The sequence below is a fragment of the Lentzea guizhouensis genome, assembly GCF_001701025.1.
GTDB classification, from domain to species: Bacteria; Actinomycetota; Actinomycetes; order Mycobacteriales; family Pseudonocardiaceae; genus Lentzea; species Lentzea guizhouensis.
Window position 1 is genome coordinate 8564256 of sequence record NZ_CP016793.1, and the last position, 21519, is coordinate 8585774.

23 protein-coding genes and 1 pseudogene are annotated in these 21519 nt (G+C 70.0%); 11 read left to right on the plus strand and 13 right to left on the minus strand.

The window, feature by feature from the left end; all coding sequences use genetic code 11:
* The first annotated feature begins 75 nt into the window (after nt 1–75).
* Nucleotides 76–546 (plus strand): hypothetical protein, encoded by a 471-nt coding sequence (locus BBK82_RS40790; RefSeq protein ID WP_065919697.1) that lies wholly within the window; start codon nt 76–78, stop codon nt 544–546.
* Nucleotide 547: 1 nt separating this feature from the next.
* Here BBK82_RS40790 and BBK82_RS40795 read toward each other — a convergent pair whose 3' ends face one another.
* Together BBK82_RS40795 and BBK82_RS40800 are read right to left on the minus strand one after the other, a co-directional pair.
* Nucleotides 548–1303 (minus strand): hypothetical protein, encoded by a 756-nt coding sequence (locus tag BBK82_RS40795; RefSeq protein ID WP_065919698.1) that lies wholly within the window; start codon nt 1301–1303, stop codon nt 548–550.
* Between the two features lie 27 nt (nt 1304–1330).
* Entirely contained in the window at nt 1331–2443 is a 1113-nt protein-coding gene (locus tag BBK82_RS40800) for a GAF domain-containing protein (RefSeq protein ID WP_065919699.1), read from the minus strand.
* Between the two features lie 117 nt (nt 2444–2560).
* Here BBK82_RS40800 and exaC point away from each other — a divergent pair, with 117 nt between their 5' ends.
* Together exaC and BBK82_RS48230 are read left to right on the plus strand one after the other, a co-directional pair.
* Nucleotides 2561–4084: an acetaldehyde dehydrogenase ExaC gene (gene exaC, locus BBK82_RS40805; RefSeq protein WP_065919700.1), complete on the plus strand. Its 1524-nt coding sequence runs from the start codon at nt 2561–2563 to the stop codon at nt 4082–4084.
* Nucleotides 4084–4458, plus strand: a complete 375-nt coding sequence (locus tag BBK82_RS48230; RefSeq protein WP_071812778.1) for a DUF779 domain-containing protein — start codon at nt 4084–4086, stop codon at nt 4456–4458. The genes exaC and BBK82_RS48230 overlap by 1 nt, the downstream gene beginning before the upstream one ends.
* A gap of 71 nt (nt 4459–4529) precedes the next feature.
* On the opposite strand, the pseudogene BBK82_RS40810 reads toward BBK82_RS48230, so the two are convergent.
* From BBK82_RS40810 to BBK82_RS40830, 5 genes and pseudogenes are all read right to left on the minus strand, one after another.
* Nucleotides 4530–6557, minus strand: a pseudogene (locus BBK82_RS40810) (MMPL family transporter); the annotation flags it as partial.
* A gap of 104 nt (nt 6558–6661) precedes the next feature.
* Nucleotides 6662–6907: a hypothetical protein gene (locus BBK82_RS40815; RefSeq protein ID WP_065919702.1), complete on the minus strand. Its 246-nt coding sequence runs from the start codon at nt 6905–6907 to the stop codon at nt 6662–6664.
* On the minus strand, nt 6904–7218 hold the full coding sequence (locus tag BBK82_RS40820) for an ArsR/SmtB family transcription factor (protein ID WP_065919703.1): 315 nt from the start codon (nt 7216–7218) through the stop codon (nt 6904–6906). The genes BBK82_RS40815 and BBK82_RS40820 overlap by 4 nt, the downstream gene beginning before the upstream one ends.
* A gap of 51 nt (nt 7219–7269) precedes the next feature.
* Nucleotides 7270–7926 (minus strand): hypothetical protein, encoded by a 657-nt coding sequence (locus BBK82_RS40825; protein ID WP_154697795.1) that lies wholly within the window; start codon nt 7924–7926, stop codon nt 7270–7272.
* Between the two features lie 29 nt (nt 7927–7955).
* On the minus strand, nt 7956–8657 hold the full coding sequence (locus BBK82_RS40830) for a hypothetical protein (RefSeq protein ID WP_065919705.1): 702 nt from the start codon (nt 8655–8657) through the stop codon (nt 7956–7958).
* 85 nt (nt 8658–8742) lie between these two features.
* Between BBK82_RS40830 and BBK82_RS40835 the strand changes: the two genes are divergently transcribed.
* The 3 genes from BBK82_RS40835 to BBK82_RS40845 all read left to right on the plus strand — a co-directional run bounded on the left by BBK82_RS40835 (nt 8743) and on the right by BBK82_RS40845 (nt 11530).
* Entirely contained in the window at nt 8743–9798 is a 1056-nt protein-coding gene (locus BBK82_RS40835; RefSeq protein WP_065919706.1) for a threonine aldolase family protein, read from the plus strand.
* Between the two features lie 85 nt (nt 9799–9883).
* Nucleotides 9884–10150, plus strand: coding sequence for a hypothetical protein (locus BBK82_RS40840; RefSeq protein WP_065919707.1), 267 nt, complete (start codon nt 9884–9886; stop codon nt 10148–10150).
* 105 nt (nt 10151–10255) lie between these two features.
* Nucleotides 10256–11530, plus strand: a complete 1275-nt coding sequence (locus BBK82_RS40845) for an alpha/beta hydrolase (RefSeq protein WP_065919708.1) — start codon at nt 10256–10258, stop codon at nt 11528–11530.
* 65 nt (nt 11531–11595) lie between these two features.
* Here the strand turns inward: BBK82_RS40845 and BBK82_RS40850 are convergent, their stop codons facing one another.
* Both BBK82_RS40850 and BBK82_RS40855 read right to left on the minus strand, forming a co-directional pair.
* Nucleotides 11596–12594, minus strand: coding sequence for a chitinase (locus BBK82_RS40850; RefSeq protein ID WP_418287545.1), 999 nt, complete (start codon nt 12592–12594; stop codon nt 11596–11598).
* 102 nt (nt 12595–12696) lie between these two features.
* Nucleotides 12697–13569 carry an MBL fold metallo-hydrolase gene (locus BBK82_RS40855; RefSeq protein ID WP_065921766.1) on the minus strand — a complete coding sequence of 291 codons (873 nt, stop codon included), beginning with the start codon at nt 13567–13569 and terminating at the stop codon, nt 12697–12699.
* 79 nt (nt 13570–13648) lie between these two features.
* Between BBK82_RS40855 and BBK82_RS40860 the strand changes: the two genes are divergently transcribed.
* A complete protein-coding gene (locus BBK82_RS40860) occupies nt 13649–14488 on the plus strand; it encodes a LysR family transcriptional regulator (RefSeq protein ID WP_154697796.1) in 840 nt (279 codons plus the stop codon).
* On the opposite strand, the gene BBK82_RS40865 is transcribed toward BBK82_RS40860, so the two are convergent.
* Nucleotides 14485–15222, minus strand: a complete 738-nt coding sequence (locus BBK82_RS40865) for an SDR family NAD(P)-dependent oxidoreductase (protein WP_065919710.1) — start codon at nt 15220–15222, stop codon at nt 14485–14487. The genes BBK82_RS40860 and BBK82_RS40865 overlap by 4 nt on opposite strands.
* Nucleotides 15219–16163: an SDR family NAD(P)-dependent oxidoreductase gene (locus BBK82_RS40870; protein ID WP_065919711.1), complete on the minus strand. Its 945-nt coding sequence runs from the start codon at nt 16161–16163 to the stop codon at nt 15219–15221. Before BBK82_RS40870 ends, BBK82_RS40865 begins: the two co-directional genes overlap by 4 nt.
* Before the next feature lie 127 nt (nt 16164–16290).
* On the opposite strand from BBK82_RS40870, the gene BBK82_RS40875 reads away from it, so the two are divergent.
* Nucleotides 16291–16833: a TetR/AcrR family transcriptional regulator gene (locus tag BBK82_RS40875; protein ID WP_065921768.1), complete on the plus strand. Its 543-nt coding sequence runs from the start codon at nt 16291–16293 to the stop codon at nt 16831–16833.
* Here BBK82_RS40875 and BBK82_RS40880 read toward each other — a convergent pair.
* Nucleotides 16772–17239: a GbsR/MarR family transcriptional regulator gene (locus BBK82_RS40880; protein WP_065919712.1), complete on the minus strand. Its 468-nt coding sequence runs from the start codon at nt 17237–17239 to the stop codon at nt 16772–16774. The genes BBK82_RS40875 and BBK82_RS40880 overlap by 62 nt on opposite strands.
* A gap of 65 nt (nt 17240–17304) precedes the next feature.
* Between BBK82_RS40880 and BBK82_RS40885 the strand changes: the two genes are divergently transcribed.
* From BBK82_RS40885 to BBK82_RS40895, 3 genes are read left to right on the plus strand one after another with little or no spacing between them, the layout of a single operon-like run.
* Complete coding sequence (locus BBK82_RS40885; protein ID WP_065919713.1) at nt 17305–17826, plus strand: NAD(P)-binding protein; 522 nt, start codon at nt 17305–17307, stop codon at nt 17824–17826.
* Nucleotides 17827–17837: 11 nt separating this feature from the next.
* Nucleotides 17838–19352, plus strand: a complete 1515-nt coding sequence (locus BBK82_RS40890) for an alkaline phosphatase D family protein (protein WP_065919714.1) — start codon at nt 17838–17840, stop codon at nt 19350–19352.
* On the plus strand, nt 19349–20470 hold the full coding sequence (locus BBK82_RS40895; protein WP_237047852.1) for a hypothetical protein: 1122 nt from the start codon (nt 19349–19351) through the stop codon (nt 20468–20470). Before BBK82_RS40890 ends, BBK82_RS40895 begins: the two co-directional genes overlap by 4 nt.
* Here BBK82_RS40895 and BBK82_RS40900 read toward each other — a convergent pair whose 3' ends face one another.
* The gene (locus BBK82_RS40900; RefSeq protein ID WP_065919715.1) at nt 20471–21481 is read right to left on the minus strand and encodes an aldo/keto reductase; all 1011 of its coding nucleotides are present in this window, start codon (nt 21479–21481) and stop codon (nt 20471–20473) included.
* Between the last annotated feature and the right edge of the window lie 38 nt (nt 21482–21519).

Sequence of the window (21519 nt, forward strand, 5' to 3'; positions counted from 1 at the left end):
TGGTCGACGACGAACTGGCAATCGCAAGCAGCACAACGTGGAATTCCGCTTGCACGCCCATCGCATACTGGCCAGGTGATGCGACACCTCGCTGAACTGACCGAGATCAAGCGACAGCGGCGCGCGTTCCACCTCGACCACGAGCGGGCGGCGTTCAAGGAGCAGCTCCGCGCCCACCGCAAGGCGCTCGCGGAACGCCAGGCCGGGCTCACGGCCACGTTGCCCGCCAAGCCGCACCGCTCCGAGGTCACGTTCCTGCACTTCGCGTCCGGCAACCCGGCCCGGCTCTGCCCCGAGCTGCCCGACCCGGCGTCCTACGACGTGGTCGTCACGCTGCCGCTGGTCCACGTGCTGAACCGGGCCGAGGCGTTCTCGTTGCGGGCCCACAAGTCCGCAGCCCTGAAGCGGATCGTCCTCGGCGCACGCGAGATGTTCGCTTCCATGCTCGGGTTCACGCACTCGGCGACGCATTCCCTTGCGCCCATGGGCCGGTACGTGCACACGTCGCCGCATCCCGTTCGCGGGCGCGACTTCACGACCGACTGACTCAGCTCGTCCTGAACTGGTCCGTCACGTCCTCGCCGTCGGGCAGCACGGCGAAGAGGTCGACGGGCGTGCGTTGCGAGACCATCTCGCTGCGGTGCAGGCGTTTCAGCCGGTCGCGGGCGACGGCGACCTCCTGCCTGCCGCCGGACAGCACCAGCACGGGCACGGCGCCGTACTTGACGTGCCCGTGCACCCGGTCCGCCTGACCGCGGCCGAACTTGAGGACCTTGCCGTACCGCACCAGGTACAGCAAACCCGCCTCTTCGGGTCGCGAACGCTTGCGCAGCAACGCGACCTCGCCGCTCTCGTCGTTGCGGCCCCACGTGCCGTGCGACTTCGTCAGCCAGCGGAAACCGGTCCACGGCAGGCCGTGCACGTCGGTGGCGAGCACGGTCCAGCCCGCCTGCTCGTACTTGGCGAGGCGGATCTTCACGGTGGTCGCGGCGATCAGCTCGGAGTTCTCCCGCCAGGTCCCGGTCAGGTCCAGCCGGGCCGCGATCCGCTGCACCGCCGGGTCCGGCACGGACCGGTCGTCCAGGCACACCAGGCACCGGGTCTGGAAACCGGGGGCGCACGAGCGCTCGGTGCCGCACCAGCCGCACTGGTAGATCTGCACCTCGGCGCCGCCCGGCCGGTCGTGCAACAGCTTCATCTGGTCGGCGGCCACCTGCCGGCACGGCGCGCACAGCGAACACCAGGCGATGTCCGCGAGTTCCTTGCGCGGCAACCTGGTCATGCAGTTGATGCACTGCTTCACGTTGTCGTCCTCCCCCGCTGGGAAAGCCTATTCCAACGCTCGGCGCAGGCGCGAGGAGACCAGTGCGTGCCGTGGGTCGGCGGCCGGGAGCAGGGTGTGCAGCCGTTCGAGCACCTCGGCGTCCTCCGCGCCGTCCGCGAACGACACCAGCGCGTCGACGTCGCCGCTGTCGATCACCTGCCGGCGCAGTGCCGCGGCCAGGTCGTCGCGTTCCTCGCGCACGACCGGCGCGTCCGAGCGGGCCAGCAGCTCGCCGGGGTAGGCGGCGACGGTCCTGCCCTCGCGCAACGCCGTGCGCACGTCCAGGAAGTCGCCGCTCAGCTCGGCGTTGAGGCGGTACGGCCTGGTCAACAGCACGGTGCCGAGCTGGGCGCGCAGCCGGTGCAGCTCGGCGCGCACGGTGGTCGGGTTGCCGCGTTCGCCGTAGAGCTGCAGGGCGAGCTGTTCGGCCGTGAGGCCTCGCGGGTGCAACGCGAGCGCCGTCAGCACCTCGGCGTTGCGCAGCGTGAGCGACAACGGCCGGCCGTCGAGCGACGCGGCCACTCCGCCGAGGAAGTTCAGCGTCAGCACCGGTCTGCGCGGCCTCAGGTGCGTCTGGAGGTGGTGCTCGGCGAGCTGCGCGGCGGCGGAGACCAGCGGTGCGACGGCCGGGTGCATGGTCTTCAGCGGGCCGCTCACGTCGACCACGCCCAGCAACGTGCCGGTGTGCGGGTCGCGGATCGGGCTCGCCGCGCACGTCCACGTGTGGTACTTGCGCACCAGGTGCTCGTTCGAGTGCACCGTCACCGAACGGCCGGTCGCGAGCGCCGTGCCCATCGCGTTCGTGCCGATGGCGTCCTCGCTCCACCGCGAGCCCTCGGTCAGGTGCACGCGCTCAGCGCTGTGCCTGGTCTTGTTGTCGCCTTCGCACCACAGGATCGTGCCCGCGGTATCGGTGACGATCATGATCGTCTCGTCCATCGCGAGGGTGTGCCGCAGCAACGGCACGGCAGCCGCCAGCGGGTGCTCGCCACGCAGGTCCGCGACCTCGTCCGGCGCGAACACCACCGGCGCCTCGTGCCGGTCGGGGTCGACGCTGGCCGCGAGGGACCGCTGCCACGACTCGGCGATCACCGGCCGCGCCACTTCGCGAGGCGACATAACACCAGGATGACTGGCCCGCGTGCGATCCGGATTGCTCCTTTTGGATGCAACGTCGATGAAACGTTGCCCTGCCTAGCGTCGCCACCAGTTCGCAACGATGCGGGAGGCGAGACGATGACGAAGTACGCGGCCCCAGGTCAGCCCGGCAGCGTGGTGACGTACCGCGACCGGTACGACCACTTCATCGGCGGTGAGTACGTCCCTCCCGCGAAGGGCGAGTACTTCGCCAACCCGACCCCGGTGACCGGCGAGGACTTCACCGAGATCGCCCGCGGCACCGCGGAGGACGTCGATCGCGCCCTGGACGCCGCCCACGGCGCCGCCCGCGCGTGGGGCAAGACCTCACCGACCGCCCGCGCCCAGGTGCTCAACCAGATCGCCGACCGCATCGAGGACAACCTCGAGGCCCTCGCCGTGGCCGAGAGCTGGGAGAACGGCAAGCCGATCCGCGAGACGCTGGCCGCCGACCTCCCGCTCGCCGTGGACCACTTCCGCTACTTCGCGGGCGTGATCCGGGCCCAGGAGGGCGGCATCTCGCAGATCGACGAGGACCTGGTCGCCTACCACTTCCAAGAGCCGCTGGGCGTGGTCGGCCAGATCATCCCGTGGAACTTCCCGCTGCTCATGGCCACCTGGAAGCTCGCACCCGCCCTCGCGGCGGGCAACGCCGTGGTGCTCAAGCCCGCCGAGCAGACCCCGGCCTCCATCCACGTGCTGATGGAGCTCATCGCCGACCTGCTGCCGCCCGGCGTGCTGAACGTCGTCAACGGCTTCGGCGTCGAGGCGGGCAAGCCCCTCGCGTCGTCCCGGCGGGTCGCGAAGGTCGCGTTCACCGGTGAGACCACCACCGGCCGGCTGATCATGCAGTACGCCAGCGAGAACATCATCCCGGTGACGCTGGAGCTCGGCGGCAAGTCGCCGAACCTGTTCTTCGCCGACGTGGCCGCCTCCCGCGACGCCTTCTACGACAAGGCCCTCGAAGGCTTCACGATGTTCGCGCTGAACCAGGGCGAGGTCTGCACCTGCCCGTCCCGCGCCCTGATCCAGGACTCGATCTACGCCGACTTCCTCGGCGACGCGGTCGAGCGCACCCGTGCGATCAAGCAGGGCCACCCGCTCGACACCGAGACGATGATCGGCGCGCAGGCCTCCAACGACCAGCTGGAGAAGATCCAGTCCTACATCGACATCGGCAAGCAGGAGGGCGCGCGCGTCCTCACCGGCGGCGAACGCGCCGATCTCGGCGGCGAGCTGTCCGGCGGCTACTACGTCACCCCCACGGTGTTCGAGGGCGACAACAAGATGCGGATCTTCCAGGAGGAGATCTTCGGCCCGGTCGTCGCGGTGACGTCGTTCTCCGACTACGACGATGCGCTGAAGACCGCCAACGACACGTTGTACGGCCTCGGCGCCGGCGTCTGGTCCCGCGACGGCTCGGTCGCCTACCGCGCGGGCCGTGACATCCAGGCCGGCCGCGTGTGGGTGAACAACTACCACGCCTACCCCGCCCACGCGGCGTTCGGCGGGTACAAGCAGTCCGGCATCGGCCGCGAGAACCACCGCGTCATGCTCGACCACTACCAGCAGACCAAGAACCTCCTCGTCAGCTACTCGCAGAACGCCCAGGGCTTCTTCTGATGGCGAGGGTCGATCTGACCCCGGAGGCGGCGGACCTGCTCCGCCGCCTCCGGGCGTCTCACGGTGACCTGATGTTCCACCAGTCCGGCGGGTGTTGCGACGGGTCGGCGCCGATGTGCTACCCGGCGGGTGAGTTCCGCACCGGGTCGTCGGACGTGCACCTCGGGGATCTGGCGGTGGGGTCGGCCGGGGACTCGGACTCGGACTCGTTCTCGGTGCCGGTGTGGATGTCGGTGGCGCAGTTCGAGTACTGGAGGCACACGCACCTGACGATCGACGTGGTGAAGGGGCGTGGGAGCGGGTTCTCGCTGGAGGCGCCGCTCGGGGTGAGATTTCTGGTCAGGTCGAGGTTGCTGACCGACGACGAGCCGTGACCGCGAACGCCTGGCCACCAGGCGCGGTCGCCGAGCAGGGCCATGGCGGCCGGCAGCAGGACACCGCGCACCAGGGTCGCGTCCACGATGATCGCGAACGCCATGCCGACGCCGAGCATCTTGTACTCGATGGCGGTGAGCGTGACGAACACGGCGAACACCGCCGTCATGATCACCGCCGCGCTGGTGACCACGCCCGCGCCGGCTCCCACGCCGTCCACAACGGACTGCCGGGCGGAGGCGCCCGCGGTCCAGCGCTCGCGCACGCGGCTCAGGATGAAGATGTGGTAGTCCATGCTGAGGCCGAAAAGCAGCACGAAGAGGAACACCGGCAGCCAGCCGACCACACCGCCGTACGGGGTGAAGCCGAGCAGCCAGGTCAGGTGGCCGTGCTGGAACACCCAGGTGACGACGCCGTACGCGGCGCCGACGGACAGCAGGTTCAGGGCGATCGACACCAGTGGGATGGCCACTGAGCGGAACACGACCACCAGCGTCAGGAAGGCGAGCAGCAGCACGAAGCCGAACACCAGCGGAGTGCGTTCGACGAGTTGGCGGGCGAAGTCGTGGGGTGTCGCGGTGCGGCCGCCGACTGCGAACGAGAGGCCGTCGACCTGGCCGAACGCCGCGGGCAGGACGCGGGTTCGCAGCTCTTCCAGCGCGCGGTTGGAGAGCGGGTCGGTGCCGCTGCCGGCGAGTGGCACGCGCAGTACCAGGACGCGGTCGACCTGGACCGCGGTGACCGGTTCGAACAGCAGGTCGTTGTCGCGCACCAGGTTGCGCAACGAGTCCACGGCGGCGCGGACGTCAGGGCGGTCCGCGACGGGGCCGCGCGGGTCCCACAGCACCACCCTGGCCGGGGTCGGAGCGCCGGGGAAGGCCTCCTGCATGCGCACGGCGGCGTCCACGGCGGGAACCGAGCGCGGCAGGCTGTTGACCTGGGCGGGGTCCTGCAGGTGCATCCCGAACGCCGGGACGGACAGCAGCGCCAGCAACACCGCCGCAGCGCCACCGAGGACGACCGGGCGGCGGACGACCGCGGTGGCGATGCGGGACCACGTGCGGGAGTCGCGGGTGCGGCGGGTGGTGCGGCCGAGGTCGATCCGGTCACCCAGCAACGAGAGCAACGCCGGGAGCAGGGTGACGGAGCCGAGGACGGCGAGGCCGACGATCAGGATCGTGCCGATCGTCAGGCCGCGCAGGGCGCCCAGACCGGTGAAGAGCATGCCGGTCAGGCAGATCATCACGGTCAGGCCGGAGACCACGACCACGTGTCCGGAGGTGCGGGCGGTGGTGCGCAGCGACTCGTCGACCGTGCGACCCCGTGCGCGTTCCTCTCGGTGGCGGTGCAGGTAGAACAGCGAGTAGTCGACGCCGACGGCCATGCCGATCAGCAGGATGATCGCCGAGACCGCGCTGTTGACCGGCAACACCTTGCCGATGACCTGCAGCAGGCTGAACGTCGTCACCACGACCGTGGCGGTGAGCAGCACGGGGATGCCGGCGGCGACCAGGGCGCCGAACACGAGCGCCAGGACCAGCAGCGTGATCGGCAACGACAGCAGGTGCGACTGCGCCAGGTCCTTGCTGATGTGCTCGTCGACCGCCGCGCTCAGGCTGCGGTCCCCTGCCATTGCCACGCGCGTGCCGGGATGCGCGTTCTCGGTGTCCCGCACGGCTTTCGCGACGGCGGAGAAGTTCGTTCTGACCTGGTCCGCGGAGCCGGCGAGCTGGAAGGTGAGGAGCTCCGAGCGGCCGTCGGCGGACACGAGCGGCGGGCCGACGGCGGACGAGCCCAGGATCGCGGTGAGGCGGCCTCGCAGGTCCTCGGTCACCGGGCGTGGTGCGTGGCCGTCGGGTGCCTGGACGAGCACGTTCTCGCGGACGGGTTCGAAGGAGTCCTGTTGGCGCAGCACGGTTTGCGCGCGGCCGGCCTCGCCGGGGTCGGTGTTGGGAGCGTCCGGCCCGGACACGAGCACCGCCGCCAGCAGCGAGACGGCCACGAGTCCGACCCAGGCGAGCAGGGCGGCCACCCGGTGGCGCGCCGACCAGCGGGAGATCCGTGCCACGACGGGCTCCCGAACGTTTTTGGGCAGCATGAACTACATTCCCCCGGTGAAGGAGTGATCCGATGAGACCCTCGCCTGGCGAGGGGTGACGCTTCTTCTCCCGGTCACCGAGTTGCCGCTCGGTGACCGGGTTCCTATTCGACGTCCTGCAGGACGCGTTCGACCTTCGCGAGCCGTTCGGAGATCTCCGCCAGCTTGCGCTCGGTGTTCTCCTGCGACCGGACCGCCGACTCCGCCAGCGCGCGGTATGCCTCCTCCCGGTTCAGCAGCGCCTTGGCGCGCCAGGACGAGCCCAGCTGCCAGACCGTCACCGCGATCACCGTGGTGAGCAGGAGGAAGAGCCCGATGGCGCCGGCGACCTCCGTCCAGTCCTGGTTCATTGCTCCGGTCCTTTCTCGGTGAGCGTCGGTGCGATGCCGGCGACGAGCTGCGGGGTCAGCCTCAGGTCGAACGGGACGAGCTCGTAGAACTTCATCGCCTTCCCGTCCTCGGAGAGCTCCAGGCTCGCCGACACCAGGCCGGCCGCTTCGAGCTTCTTCAGGTGGACCTGCAACAACGGCCTGCTGATCTGCAACTGCCTGGCCAGGTCGCTGACGTAGTTCCTGCCGCCGGCCAGTGCCGCGACGACCCGCAGCCGGTGCGGGTTGGCGAGCGTGGCCAGCACGCGCACGAGGTCGTCACCCTCACTCATGGCAACTCCTGGCACATGCCAACAAACGTTAGCAGGTGCCAACGGCCATTGTCAGGACTCCCTGAGAACGGCGGGATCGGTGAACGCGGGGTCGCGCGGCGCCTCGGAGCGGAAGGCCTCGCCGGAGTCCCAGTCCCACGCCTCCTCGTCCTCGGCCAGCCGCTCGACCAGCTCGAAGAACCGGCTCTCGACCGGTCGCAGGCCGGCCACCACGCCGGTCAGGTCACGCTGGTCGACGAACCGCGCGCCGCCCTTTCCGACGGAGAGCACCGCCAGCCAGCCGTCGGCGTCGGCCGGCCAGAGGTTGGCGCCGGTCTCGGCCCAGAACAGGGCGGTGTCCTCTGCCGGTTCCGACTTGAAGTCACCGGTCGCGGCGAGCACGAGCAGGGCGGTGTGGATGCTCCGCTGGGCATGGCCCAGGTGCAGGAGGTACGCCTCCAGCGCACCGTCGCGGTACAGCAGGACGCCGCACTCCTGGTGGCCGCCGCACGAGGCCTCGACCCGCTCAGCGAAGTAGTCGCGCGGCGTGATGCCGACGCCGACCGAGTCCCATCCGGTGTCGGCGCGTCTGCCGTTCCACAGCCATCCGTCGTACATGTCCTGCGGGTTCTCGATGACGCCCAGGTCTTCAACGGGCGTGCGCAGCCACTGTTCGAAGCCCTCCCTGGACATCGGAACACGGGCGGCCACGAGGAAACTGTCCGACAAGGACCCATCCTTTCTCTCGACTGGAACGCTCACAGCCGCCACCACCAGGCTTCGAGGTCTTCGTCGGCGGCGGCCTCGATCGGGCAGCCGCAGGGCGACTCCTGCGCGGCCGGCAGGGCGTCGGTGCGGCGGACGATCGCGCGCAAGTCTTGCACCGCAGGCATTTCGGCCAACTCGGCGACGTCCAGGGCGGTGCCGATGAGGGCCTCGCAGCCGAAGGCGTACCAGAGGCCGATGAGCTCGCGGTCCTGGTGCTCCTCGGCGGCGACGGCGATCTCGCGGACCACCTCGACGAGCCGGGTGCGGCGGAGCGGGGCGGCGGCGGGGCCGGTGAGGTCGCCGGCCGTGACCATGCGGTGCCACAAGTCCGTTCCGGCGTCGCAGTAGAGCCACGGCGGGTCGACGTAGCCGTCCTGGAGCCACGAGTCGTAGCCGGCGAAACCGGGGGCGTCCTCGTCGAACTCGCGCAGGGCGGTGAACTCGGTCCGCGCGGCGAAGTGGTCCGGCCGGGCGCTGTGGTCGGGGTGGCGGTCGAGCGGGAAGCGGTAGGTGTACCCGCGGCGCAGCAGGACGTCCATCACCCGGAACCGGGTGAACGAGCAGTCGTGGCCGGACTCGAAGTCGTACAGCGCCGCGAACCAGTCCCGGACGCGCGGGTCGCCCTCCCCGGCGTGTCCGTCCAGGACGACGACCGAGTCCGCGACCAGGTCCTCGATCAGGTGCTCGGACATTCGGGTCCCCTCGGCTCAACGGCACTGTCAAGGTCACCGTAGACGGCACCACCGACACAAAATCGAAGCAGCTACCGTGGCCGGTATGACGATCGAGCCGCTGCACGACACCGGCTGGCGAGCCTTCGCCAGCGACAACTACGCCGGGGTGCTCCCGGAGGCACTCACCGCCATCGCCGCGGCCAACGGTGGCCATCAGGTGTCCTATGGCGACGACGTCTACACGGCCCGGCTGCAGGAGGTCGTGCGCGAGCGGTTCGGTGAGCGCGCGGAGGTGTTCCCGGTCTTCAACGGCACCGGTGCGAACGTCATGGCGCTCACCAGCGTCCTGCCGCGCTGGGGTGCGGTCGTCTCGGCGGCCACCGCGCACGTCAACGTCGACGAGGGCGGTGCGCCGGAGCGGATGACCGGGCTCAAGCTGCTGACCGTGCCGACGCCGGACGGCAAGCTGACGCCGGAGCTCATCGCGCAGCAGGCGTGGGGCTGGGGTGACGAGCACCGGGCGCAGCCGTTGGCCGTGAGCATCTCCCAGACCACCGAGATGGGGACGCTCTACACGCCCGGCGAGCTGCGGGCGATCTGCGACTACTCGCACGAGCGCGGTATGGCCGTGCACGTCGACGGGTCCCGGCTGTGGAACGCGGCGGCCGCCCTCGGGGTGCCCTTCCGCGAGTTCACCACCGACGTGGGCGTGGACGTGATCAGCCTCGGCGGCACGAAGGCCGGGCTGCTGGCCGTGGAGGCCGTGGTCGTGCTCGACCCCGACCGCGCGACCGGGCTGCGCTACCTGCGCAAGATGATGATGCAGCTGTCCAGCAAGATGCGGTTCGCCTCCGCCCAGCTGCTCGCGCTGTTCGACGACGACCTGGGCGTGCGGACCGCGGCCCACGCGAACGCGATGGCCGCCCGGCTGCGGACCGCGCTGGAGGCCGTGCCGGGCCTGACCTTCACCCAGGAGACGGCCGCGAACGCGATCTTCGTGGCGCTGCCGGTGGAGGTGGCGGACCGGATCCGCAAGCGGGTGCGGTTCTACGACTGGGACCGTGCGCGCGGTGAGGTGCGCTGGATGACGGCGTGGGACACGACGGAGTCCGATGTGGACGCCTTCGTGGCGCTCGTCCGGGAGGAGCTGGGCGCGTGACCGTCCGGTGTGGGTGTTGCGGTGCTGCCGTCGCCGAGGGCGGCAGCATCGACTACGGGTCGCACCGGCTGGACGCACTGAGCTGGTGATCGGGTCGTGGTCGCGGCTGCGGACGTACGCCGCACAGACCCTCGGCGGCACGTTCGCCAACGCCATCGCGCCGTGGGACGACCTGCTCGGGGCGCCGGTCGAGGCGAAGCTCGTCGAGGGCCACGGGGTCCCGCTCTTCACGTCACATCCGCTGCTGGACCGGGACCTGGTGCTCCGCGAGATGCACGACCCGTTACCGGTCGCGGTGCGCGCGACGCTCGGTGACGTGTGGACGGTCGAGCGGGGGCCGAGCACGTGCTGAACAGCGTCCGGTATGCCGGGTGACCGGAAACGCAACGTCAGGGAAGTCTCAAGTTTGCGCGGGTGAACTGGACCACAACCAGCCGCCAGCTCACGATTCCCAGCCATGAACGTCCTGCTGGCAATCGCTCTCACCGCCGCGAGCGTCACGACGCCCGTGCACCTGCCTCCGACGGCGCCGTGTCCGGCGAACGTCCCCGCCGACACCAGGTGTTACGAGGGCCGGGACGCGAACGGCGCGTACTACACGGTCGCCGTGCCGAAGCGGTGGAACAAGACGCTGGTCGTGCACTCGCACGGCGGGCCGGACCTGGGTGAGCCCACGCCTGAACGCACGCGTGACGACCTCGGCCGGTGGGCCGTCATGGTGAAGGAGGGCTATGCGTGGGCCGGCACGTCGTACCGGCGCGGTGGGTACGGCACGCGGATGGCCGCTGAGGACACCGACAACCTGCGCAGGATGGTCAGCTCGATGCTGAAGCCGCGCAAGGTCTACCTCCACGGGCAGTCGTGGGGTGGCAATGTCGCGGCCAAGACCATCGAGCTGTACCAGGGTTACGACGCGGCGTTGCTGACCAGCGGGGTCATCGCCGGTGGGTCGAAGGGGTACGACTACCGGGTCGATCTGCGGGTGGTCTACCAGTACTACTGCGGCAACCACCCGCGGCCGGCGGAGGTGCGGTACCCGTTGTGGATGGGGCTGCGCGAGGACTCCACGATGACCACGGCCGGGTTGCGGAGCCGGGTCGAGGAGTGCCTGGGCACGGCGGGCAACCGCACGGCCGAGCAGCAGCGGAAGCTGACGGACATCCTTGCCGTCACGAAGATTCCCGAGTCCACTTTGAACTCACACCTCAACTTCGCGACGTTCACGTTCCGCGACATCGTCCACAACCGGCTGGGCGGGCGGAACCCGTGGAGCAACGCGGGCGTCAGGTACCAGGGCTCGCACGACGACGCCGCGCTCAACGCCGGGGTCGAGCGGTTCTCGCCGGATCCGCAGGCGCGCGCGGAGCTCGTCCACGACAGCGATCTCACCGGCAAGATCGACGTTCCGGTGCTGTCGGTGCACGCGATCGGTGACCCGACGGCGTTCGTCGAACACGAGTCGGCGTACCGGCAGCAGGTGCTCAAGGCCGGGCGCTGGTGGAACCTCGTGCAGACGTTCACCACGGAGGCCGAGCACAGCGCGTTGAGCGACGCCGAGTACGCCTCGGCCTTGCAGTCGCTGGAGAAGTGGGAGAAGACCGGGCTGCGGCCGAACCCGTTCTCCGTCGCGGCCAAGTGCCCCCGCAACGACGAGACGTACGGCACGGGTTGCTTCTTCGACCCGTGGTACCAGCCGAAGCCGTACGAGTCACGGGTCGCACCCCGCACGTGACCCGGCGCCGCGGAACCCGGTGGGTGCTTCGCAGGAGAAGGCACCCACCGGGTTCCGCACCCGTCCTACCGGCCCTGCAGGCGCTTCACGTTGTCGCCGAACGTCCAGTTCTTCGAACCGTCCCAGTTGATCGACCAGGTCATCAGGCCCTTGAGCTGACCGCCGAAGCTGTTCCACGCCTGCCCGACGAGCGACGGGGACATGTACCCGCCGCCGGCACCCGGCTGGGCGGGCAGGCCGGGGACCTGCTTGTCGTAGGGCACGCGGATCGTGGTGCCCTGGATGACCAGCCCCTTGTTCAGGCACTGGGTCTGCGCCACGAACCCCTGCACGGTGCCGGCGGAGTAGCTGTCACCGGAGCAGCCGTACATGGAACCGTTGTAGTACTGCATGTTCAGCCACCACAGCCGGCCGTTGTCGGCGTACTTCTTGATGATCGGCAGGTACGCGCCCCAGATCGAGCCGTAGACCACGCTGCCGCCGGTCACGTACGCCGTCTCCGGTGCCATGGTCAGGCCGAACCCGGCGGGCATCGCCGCGAGCACGCCGTCGATGATCCGGATCAGGTTGGCCTGCGACGGTGAGGGCTGGTTGATGTTGCCGCTGCCGACCAGGCCCGTCTCGATGTCGATGTCGATGCCGTCGAAGTTGTACTTCTTCAGGATCGGCACGACGGTCGCGACGAACCGGTCGGCGACGGTGGACGAGCTCAGGTCGATGCCGGCCGTCGCGCCGCCGATGGACAACAGGATCGTGGCACCGGCCGCCTTCGCCGCGCACATCTCAGCCGGGGTCGCGACCTTCACCGTCGCGTCCATCCCGTCCTCCCACAGCACCGTGCCGTCGGAGCGGATCACCGGGAAGGCCGCGTTGATCACGTTGTAGCCGTGCTGGGCGATCCTGCTGTCGTTGATCGGGGTCCAGCCGAACGGCGGGTGCACGCCGTTGGAGGCACCGTCCCAGTTCTCCCAGTAGCCGTGCAGCACTTTTCCGGCAGGACGGGGTTTGAGGGCGCACGTGTCGGCCGCCTGGGCGGCGGTCGACGGGACCAGTACGGCGTTCATGAGCAGAAGCAGGGCTGTCAACACCGAACGTGCGGACATTCGCTCACCTTTCGCGATCAGGCGGCGACCCGCTGTCATTGAAGCACGAAATGGTCCAGACCTCTAGGCGGGATGTTCGGCGCACAGGCACGCGACGCCGGGCTCGATCCACTCGCGGCCCTCCCACTCGGGGTGCCGCGCGATCATCAGCTCCCGCACCTCCTCGGCGACCAGCTCGGAACCACGGCGCCGCCACGTCTCGTCGCGCAGTTCGACCAGGTAGGAACGCACGTTCGCGAGCACCTCGGCACCACCGACGTCACCGTGGCCGGGCACCACGACCGACGGCCGCGTGCCGAGCAGCCCGTCGAGCACCGAGATCCAGCCCAGCCCGGAGACGTCCGTGTCGTGCGGCGGGAACCACGGGAAGATCGCGAACTGCCCGGTCTCGGCGAGGTCGCCGGTGAACAGCACCCCGGCGTCGGGCACCTCGACCACCTGGTCGCCCAGCGTGTGGCCGCGTCCGGTCGCCCGCAGCCGCACCACCCGACCACCGAGGTCCAGGTCGTGCGAGTCGTGCACCGCGTCGGGCACCGGCACCTGGGCACCTTCGAGGCGGCGCGCGATGACGGGGTCCAGCCCGCGGAACATCTCCAGGTATCCCGCGCCCTTGCGGTCCAGGTCAGCCGCCTGCGCCCGGTTCACCAGGTAGGTCGCCTCACCCGCGAACACCGTCGCGCCGAACGCGTGCTCGGGGTGGAAGTGGGTCGTGGTGAGGTAGATCCGGCGGCCGCGCGCCACCTCCGCGGCGAACAACAGCACCGAAGCCGCGTTCTCGACGCCGAGGCCGGTGTCGACGACGAGCACGGCCTCCGTCCCGCCGATGACGCCGATGTTCGGCACGAGTCCCACGCGCTGGTTCGGGATCACCAGCAGGTCGCGGGCGATCTCGACCGCGTTCTCCACCCGCACGACCGGGTCCTTGAACTCCATGATCACAAGCTCACCCGCGCCGGCGCGCGCTGTCCAAGACCGGCTCCGCACACCCGATACCGGGCCGGTATCGTCGCTGCTCGTGGAGCTGCGCACCCTGCGGTACTTCCTCGCCGTCGCCGAGGAGCTGCACTTCGGCCGCGCCGCCGCGCGACTGCACATGAGCCAGCCGCCGCTCAGCCGCGCGATCAAGCAGCTGGAGCACGACCTGGGCGCGGTGCTGCTGCACCGCTCCCCCACCGGCGTCACGCTCACCGCCGCCGGCACGCTGCTCCTGCACGAGGCACGCGACCTGCTCGCGAGGGCCGACCGCGTCCGGGAACGGGTCGCCGGTGCCGTCACCATCACGATCGGCGTGCTCGCCGACAGCTCCGACCAGGGCGCGACCAGGCTGGCCGCGGCGTTCCGGCGCGAGCACCCGGACGTCGAGGTGCTGGTCCGCGAGACCGACCTCACCGACCCGACCTGTGGCCTGCGCGCCGGACTCGTGGACGTGGCACTGACCAGGGCACCGTTCGACGAGACCGGGCTGGCCGTGCACGAGCTGCGCCGCGACCCGGTCGGCGTGGTGCTGCGCGCGGACGATCCCCTGGCACGTCAACGGGAACTGCGGCTGGCCGACCTCGCCGGCCGGCGCTGGTTCCGGTTCCCCGCGGGCACCGACCCGGTCTGGCAGAGCTACTGGCACGGCGGCGAACCGCGCGAGGGCCCGGCCGTGCGCGTGGTCCAGGAATGCCTGCAAGCCGTGCTGTGGAACGGAACCGTCGGCATGACCCCGTTGGGCCACACCCCACCGGCGGAGCTCGCCGTCGTCCCGCTCACCGACATGGCACCCAGCCGCGTGGTCGTGGCGTGGCAGGACGGCGACCCGAACCCGCTGATCAGCTCGCTGGTTCGGATCGCCGTCGCGGCGTACCACTAGCGCAGGGCGGCCTGCAGGTCGTAGACGCCCAGCGCCTCCTCGGAGACCTTCCACAGCAGCGCCGCGGACTCCTCGTCCTGCGCGTAGGGAGCCAGGCCGTGGTAAATGCCCGGCATCACCGCGGTCATCGTGATCCCCTCGGTGGCCCACCGCTTGCCGGCCTCGATCCCGAACAGGATGTTCGCGGTCTTGGACTGGCCGTAGGCCTGCCAGGGGTCGTACTCGCGGCCCTCGAAGTGGATGTCGTCGAACACGACATCGCTCCTGAGGTGCTCGGACGAGCTGACGTTCACCACGCGCGCACCGTCGGCCCGCAACGAGTTGAACAACCCGAGCGTGAGCGCGAAGTGTCCGAAGTGGTTGGCCGCGAACTGCAGCTCCCAGCCCTCGGCGGTGCGGGTCAGCGGCGGGGCCACCACAGCGGCGTTGTTGACCAGCAGGTGCAGCGGCCCGTCCCAGTTGCGCGCGAACGCCTTCACCGAGTCCTGCGCCGCGAGGTCCAGCCCCGCCACGGAGATCTTCTTGTTGCCGGTGGCCACCATCAGCTCCACGGCCACCCGTTGCGCGGCATCGACGTCCCGGGCCGCGATGGTGACCTCGGCACCCGCGACGGCCAGCAAGCGTACGGTCTCGACACCGATTCCCGACGCCCCGCCGGTGACGATCGCACGGCGACCGGAGAGGTCGACGCCCTTGACGACGTCCAGCGCGGTTGACTCGAACTTGCTGCTCATGCCTGTTCCCCGACTTTCAGCGTGTCCTCGGAGACCTTCCACAGCTGCGCGGCGGCCTCCGGGTCGTGTGCGTACGCGGCGAGCCCAGCCGAACCGGTGGCGGGCAAGGCCTCGTTGCAGTCTTCGAAGTAGAGCCCCGACCGGCCCTCGACCAGCGGTGAGACAGCCAGCACCAGCGTGGTGGCCGCACCCTGCTCCGGCGTCTTGAGCTGCAACGGCTTGTCGCCACCGCGCAGCCGGCGCCGTTCCGCCAGCTCCTCCGGCGTGATGTGCCGCTGCAGGTTCGTCAGGATCCCGCCGGGCATCAACGCGTTCATCGTGATCCCCTCGCTGCCCCAGCGCTTTCCGGCCTCGACACCGAACAGGACGTTCGCGGTCTTGGACTGGCCGTACGCCTGCCAGCGGTCGTACTCGCGGCGCTCGAAGTGGATGTCCTCGAACACCACCGGGCTCGCGAGGTGACCGGCCGAGCTGACGTTCACCACCCGCGCTCCCTCCGCCCGCAGCGCCTCGAACAGGCCGAGCGTCAGCGTGAAGTGGCCGAAGTGGTTCGTGGCGAACTGGATCTCCCAGCCCTCCGGCGTCCGGGTCAGCGGCGTGGCCATGACACCGGCGTTGTTGACGAGCAGGTGCAACGGCCCGTCCCAGGACCGCGCGAACGCCTTGACCGACTCCTGGTCCGCGAGGTCCAGCGGCGCCACGAGGATGTTCTGGTTGCCCGTCGCCTCGGCGAGCGACGCGGCCACGCGCCCGCCCACCTCGACGTTGCGGGCGGCGATGGTGACCTCGGCGCCCGCGGCGGCCAGCGCCCGCACGGTCTCGACGCCGATGCCCGACGCCCCACCGGTGACCACGGCGCGGCGGCCGGACAGGTCGACGCCCTCGACGACCTCGAGAGCGGTGGTCTCGAAGCCGAACGGGGTGGTGATGCGCTCCGTCATCTGATTTCCCCAACCTGTGTCGTACCCAGAAGCATGTTGTAACCTGAAACGGAGGTTCCTCCGGTTCGAGTTCCACACTAAGCGGAGGACCCTCCGGTTAGCAAGTGATCCCACGGGAGTGTTCGCAATGCGTGCTGATGCCGCTCGTAACCGGGCGTTGCTGCTCGAGGTGGCGCTGGACGCGTTCAGCCACGAGAAGGACGTGACGCTCGGCGCCATCGCCAAGAAGGCGGGCGTCGGGATCGGCACGCTGTACCGGCACTTCCCCACCCGCGAGGCGTTGATCGAGGCCGTCTACCGCGCCGAGCTGGAGAAGCTCTGCGACCTCGCACCGCTGGCCGACCTGCCGGCCGAGCAGGCGCTGCGGGAGTGGATGGACCGGTTCATCGCCTACATCGCGACGAAACGCGACCTCAAGGACGCGCTGCAGGCGGTGATCGCGAGTGGCGTGAACCCGTTCGAGCACAGCCGCGCGAAGATGGTCGGCGCGCTGCAGGAGCTGCTGGGACCATTGGGGGCCGGCAACGAGCCGGCGGACGTGATGGCGATGCTCGTCGCCGTCGCCCAGAACGACGACCCGGCTCAGGCCCGCAGGATGCTCGACCTCGTCATGGACGGGATTCGCTTCGGCGCTGCTCGAACCGCTCGACCAGCGCGGGCACCTCGCTGAGCAGGAACTCGTAGAAGTCCCGCATGTAGACGAGCCGCTCGCGGGCGGGCCCCGGCTCGACCGCCTCCACGCCCCTGGCGACCGCGCTCAGGATGTCGTCGATCGGCGCGTGCTGCCGTCCGTAGAGCGTCGTCCACGCCCGGTCGCGCATCCGGTAGTGCTCGCGGCGGCTGCCCTGCACGGGCACCCGTTCGATCAGCCCCATCTGCATGACCATCTTGACCGCGCCGGACACCGACCCCGCGCTCACGCCGAGCTCCTCGCTCAGGTCGCCCGCGGTCAGCGAGTCCTCCTCGGTGAACAGGAACGCCGCGAGCACACGGGCCGCCATCCGCTGCATCCCCGAGCCGACCAGGGTGAGCGCCAGGTGCTCCGCCAGCCGCCTGCGGTCTGTCTCGCCCGTCACAGTGCCCCAGTCTTCAGAAATTTCTGAACGTTCGCTAGCCTCGATCTTAGGGGGAAGGGGCTGGCATGGCCACAGCACTCGTCGTCGGAGCCGGGGTCTCCGGGCTCGCGACCGCACTTCGACTGGCCCGCAGCGAGTGGGAAGTGGTGGTGCTGGACCACGGCTCGTGCGCGGCCCCGCTGCCCGTTCGCGGTCCTGACCGGCACGCGGCACGGAGGCTGGCCGCGTTGCCGTGCGACCTGCACTACGAGACGCGCCACGACTCGGTCATGGCCCTGTGCCCCGACCGGTTCGGCGTCACGGTCACGTTCCCGGACCACGACGAGTGGTTCGACATCGTGGTGTGCGCGCAGCCTTGCTGCCAGGCAGAACGATTACCGGGGTTGAGCCTCGACGCCTGGTCGCGTGACCACGTCGCGCTGCTCTACCGGGCCGTGCAGGACACCCAGCTGCCCTTGTGCGCTGCCGAGGCGCTGGCGGACGGGCTGGACCTGCACCGGGACGACCGGGACGCGTTCTCCTGGTGGGAGAGCACTTTAAGACCGCATACCACCACCGTTAGGCGGTCCTTTACTCGCGCCGGGTAAGCCTGCGAGACATGACCACGTTACGGAGACGCACCTTCCTCGTGGGAAGTCTCGCCGGAGCGAGCGCGGGAGTGCTCGTGCCCCGGCTGGCCAACGCGATCGGCTACCCCTTCACCCTCGGTGTCGCGTCCGGCGAACCGGCGGCCGACGGGTTCGTGATCTGGACCCGGCTCGCGCCCAACCCCCTCAACGCCGACGGCCTCGGCGGCATGCCGAACGCCAACACGTCCGTCGAGTGGCAGGTCGCCACCGACGAACGCTTCACCGCCATCGCCCGCACCGGCACGTTCACCGCCGTGCCGGGAAGTGCGCACTCCGTCCACGTCACGCTGACCGGCCTGGAGCCGGGTCGTGAGTACTGGTACCGCTTCCGCGCCGACGGGCACATCTCCCCCGTCGGCCGCGCGGTCACCGCGCCCGCTGTCGGCACCTCGCCCGAGCTCACCATGCTCTTCGCGTCCTGCTCGCACTTCGAGGAGGGCTACTTCACGGCCTACCGCCGGATGGCCGAGGAGAACCCGCACCTGATCCTGCACCTCGGCGACTACATCTACGAGGGCGGCGCCACGACCACGAAGGTCCGCAAGTTCGCGCCCGCCACCGAGATCAGCACGCTCGCCAACTACCGGGTGCGGCACGCGCAGTACAAGACCGACCCTGACCTGCAGGCGGCACACGCGGCCGCGCCCTGGCTGGTGGTGTGGGACGACCACGAGGTCGAGAACAACTACGCCAACCTCATCCGCAACGACAGCTCCCCGGCCGGCGACTTCAAGGCGCGCCGGGCGGCGGCGTACAAGGCCTACTACGAGCACATGCCGCTGCGCTCCGCCCAGGCACCGAACGCGGAGAACATGTTGCTGCACCGCAGGGTCCGGTGGGGCAGCCTCGCGACGTTCCACATGCTCGACACCCGCCAGTACCGCAACGACCAGGCGTGCGGCGACGGCACGAAGGTCTGCCCGGCCGCCGACGACCCGGCGCGCACGCTCACCGGCACCGCGCAGGAGACGTGGCTGACCGACGGGCTGCGACAGAAGCTCGGCACGTGGGACTTCCTGGGCCAACAGGTGTTCTTCGCCCAACGGCTGGCCGCCGCGGACGGCTCGAAGAGCATGGACGCGTGGGACGGCTACACCGCCAACCGCACGCGCATCCAGAACGCCTGGGACACCAACGGCAACAAGGGCACCGTCGTGCTCACCGGCGACGTGCACCGCAGCTGGGCCGCGAACCTCATGCAGTCCTACCAGTCGCAGAACCGGGTCATCGGCACCGAGCTCGTCACCACGTCGATCACCTCCGGCGGTGACGGCAACGCCGCGGACAACAGCCTCAACCCGACGCTGAACCCGCACGTGAAGTTCTTCAAGAACCTGCGCGGCTACGTGAAGACCCGCACGACCAGCACCGAGATGCGGGTCGACTTCCGCGCGGTCGACAAGGTCACCGTCCGCGACTACCCGGTGAAGACCGTGCAGAGCTACGTCGTCGAGGCGAACAACCCCGGATTGCAGGCGCCGTGAAGACACTGCTGATCGCCTCGTTGCTCCTCGCCCCCGCCCCCATGACGTGGTCCACGGTCAACAGCGACTCGACCGGCGACCAGGACAACGCCGCCGTCTCCGCCACCCGCAACGGCTACACCGCCGTCGTGTGGGAGGACGACCGCGACACCGCCACCCCCGAGGACCCGATCCACTCCGACGTCTGGATCCGGCTCTACAAGGAGGGCACGTCGGTCTACGAGAAGAAGCTGAGCACCGGCGGCACCGGCAACTGGCGGCACTGGCAGCCCGATGTCGCGCTGCACGAGGACGGCAGCGCGGTCGTCGTGTGGTCGGAGGACCCGGACGGCAACGGCTACTACAACATCGCCGTCCGCCAGGTCTCGGCCACCGGGACCGTCTCCGGTTCCGGCACGGCCAACGCCAGCGCCGACGGCCAGCAGCACTTCCCCAGCGTGGCGGCGGATCCGGACACCGCGCACTTCGCCGTCACGTGGGAGGACAAGCAGGGCACGAACCCGTCGACCGTCCGGATCGCCGGGTTCGCGTCCCTGACCGGCAAGACCTACGAGGCGCAGGTCAACAACGCCGGTGGCACGCACGCCAAGCCGCAGGTCGCGATGGGTGCCGCCGCCAACGCGGTCGTGGTGTGGGAGGCGGACGCGGGCGTGGCCCGCAAGATCCTCACCCCGTCCGGTGGCGTGAAGCAGGCGCAGACCACGACGGGAACGGGGAAACGTCCCGCCGTGGCGGCCAACTTCAACGGTGACTTCGCGGTCGCGTGGGAGAGCGCCGGCGTGAAGACCCAGTCGTTCACGGCGGCGGGCGCGGTCACCGGGACGACCGCGCAGACCACCGGCACCGACCCGCAGATCGGCGTCGACGACCAGCGCGGCGTCGCGGTGACCACGGCCGAGGCGCAGGACGTGCACACCGTGGTCTACAACCCGGACGGCACCACCACGGGCCGGCCCGCGCGGCAGCTCACCGTCTCGAACGCCACCGGCCGGCAGGACGAACCGGCCGTGGGCGTCGACCCGTGGGGCCGCGTCACCGTCGTCTACACCGACGACAACGACGGCAACGGGTTCGACCAGGTCTACCGCGGCCTGGGCCTCACCACCCAGACCTGGTAGCTACCGCAGGTCCAGGGGCCTGCGTCGCTGGTGGACGTCCACCAGCGACGCGGGCTTCCAGAACCCGTGCACGTCGTAGGTGTCGGTGCCGGGCGGCACGATCTCGTCGATGCGGTCCAGCACGTCGTCGGTCAGCACCAGGTCGGCGCCCTCCAGCAACGACTCCAGCTGCTCCATCGTGCGCGGCCCGGTGATCGCCGAGGTCACGCCGGGGTGGGTCGTCACGAAGGCGATGGCGAGCGCGGGCAGCGTCACCCCCATCTCGTCGGCCAGCTTCGCGAACGCCTCGACCGCGTCGAACTTCGCGGCGTTGCCCGGCAACGACTCGTCGAACCGGTCCGGGGTGAGCGTCGCCCGGAACGCCTCGGCCGCCGCACCCCTGCGGTGCTTGCCCGACAGGAACCCGCTGGCCAGCGGCGACCACACCAGCACGCCCATGCCGAGCCGCCGGGTCGTCGGCAGCACCGAGCGTTCGATCCCGCGCGCCAGCAGCGAGTACGGCGGCTGCTCGGTGCGGAACCGCAGGAGGCCCCGGTTCATCGCGACGTGGTGGGCCTCGACGATCTCCTCCGCCGGGAACGTCGAGCAGCCGAACGCGCGGATCTTGCCGTCCCGCACCAGGTCCGTGAGCACGGACAGCGTTTCCTCGACATCGGTCCGGTAGTCCGGCCGGTGCACCTGGTACAGGTCGATCCAGTCGGTTCCCAGCCTGCGCAGGCTGTCCTCGACGGCCCGCACGCGGTTGCGGCCGTCGGTCAACGGGAAGTGCACCTTCGTCGCCAGCACCACGTCGTCACGCCGGCCCGCGAGCGCCTTGCCGACGATCTCCTCGGACTCCCCCGCCGAGTACATGTCCGCGGTGTCGACGAAGTTGATCCCCGCGTCCAGCGCGCGGTGGATGATCCGCACGCCCTCCTCGTGGTCCGCGTTGGCCACGTTGCCGAACATCATGGCGCCGAGGCAGTGGTGGCTGACCTCGATGCCGGTTCCCCCAAGTACGCGATAACGCATAGTCATGAGCGAGAACGTACGAACTAGAGCCGTCTCTA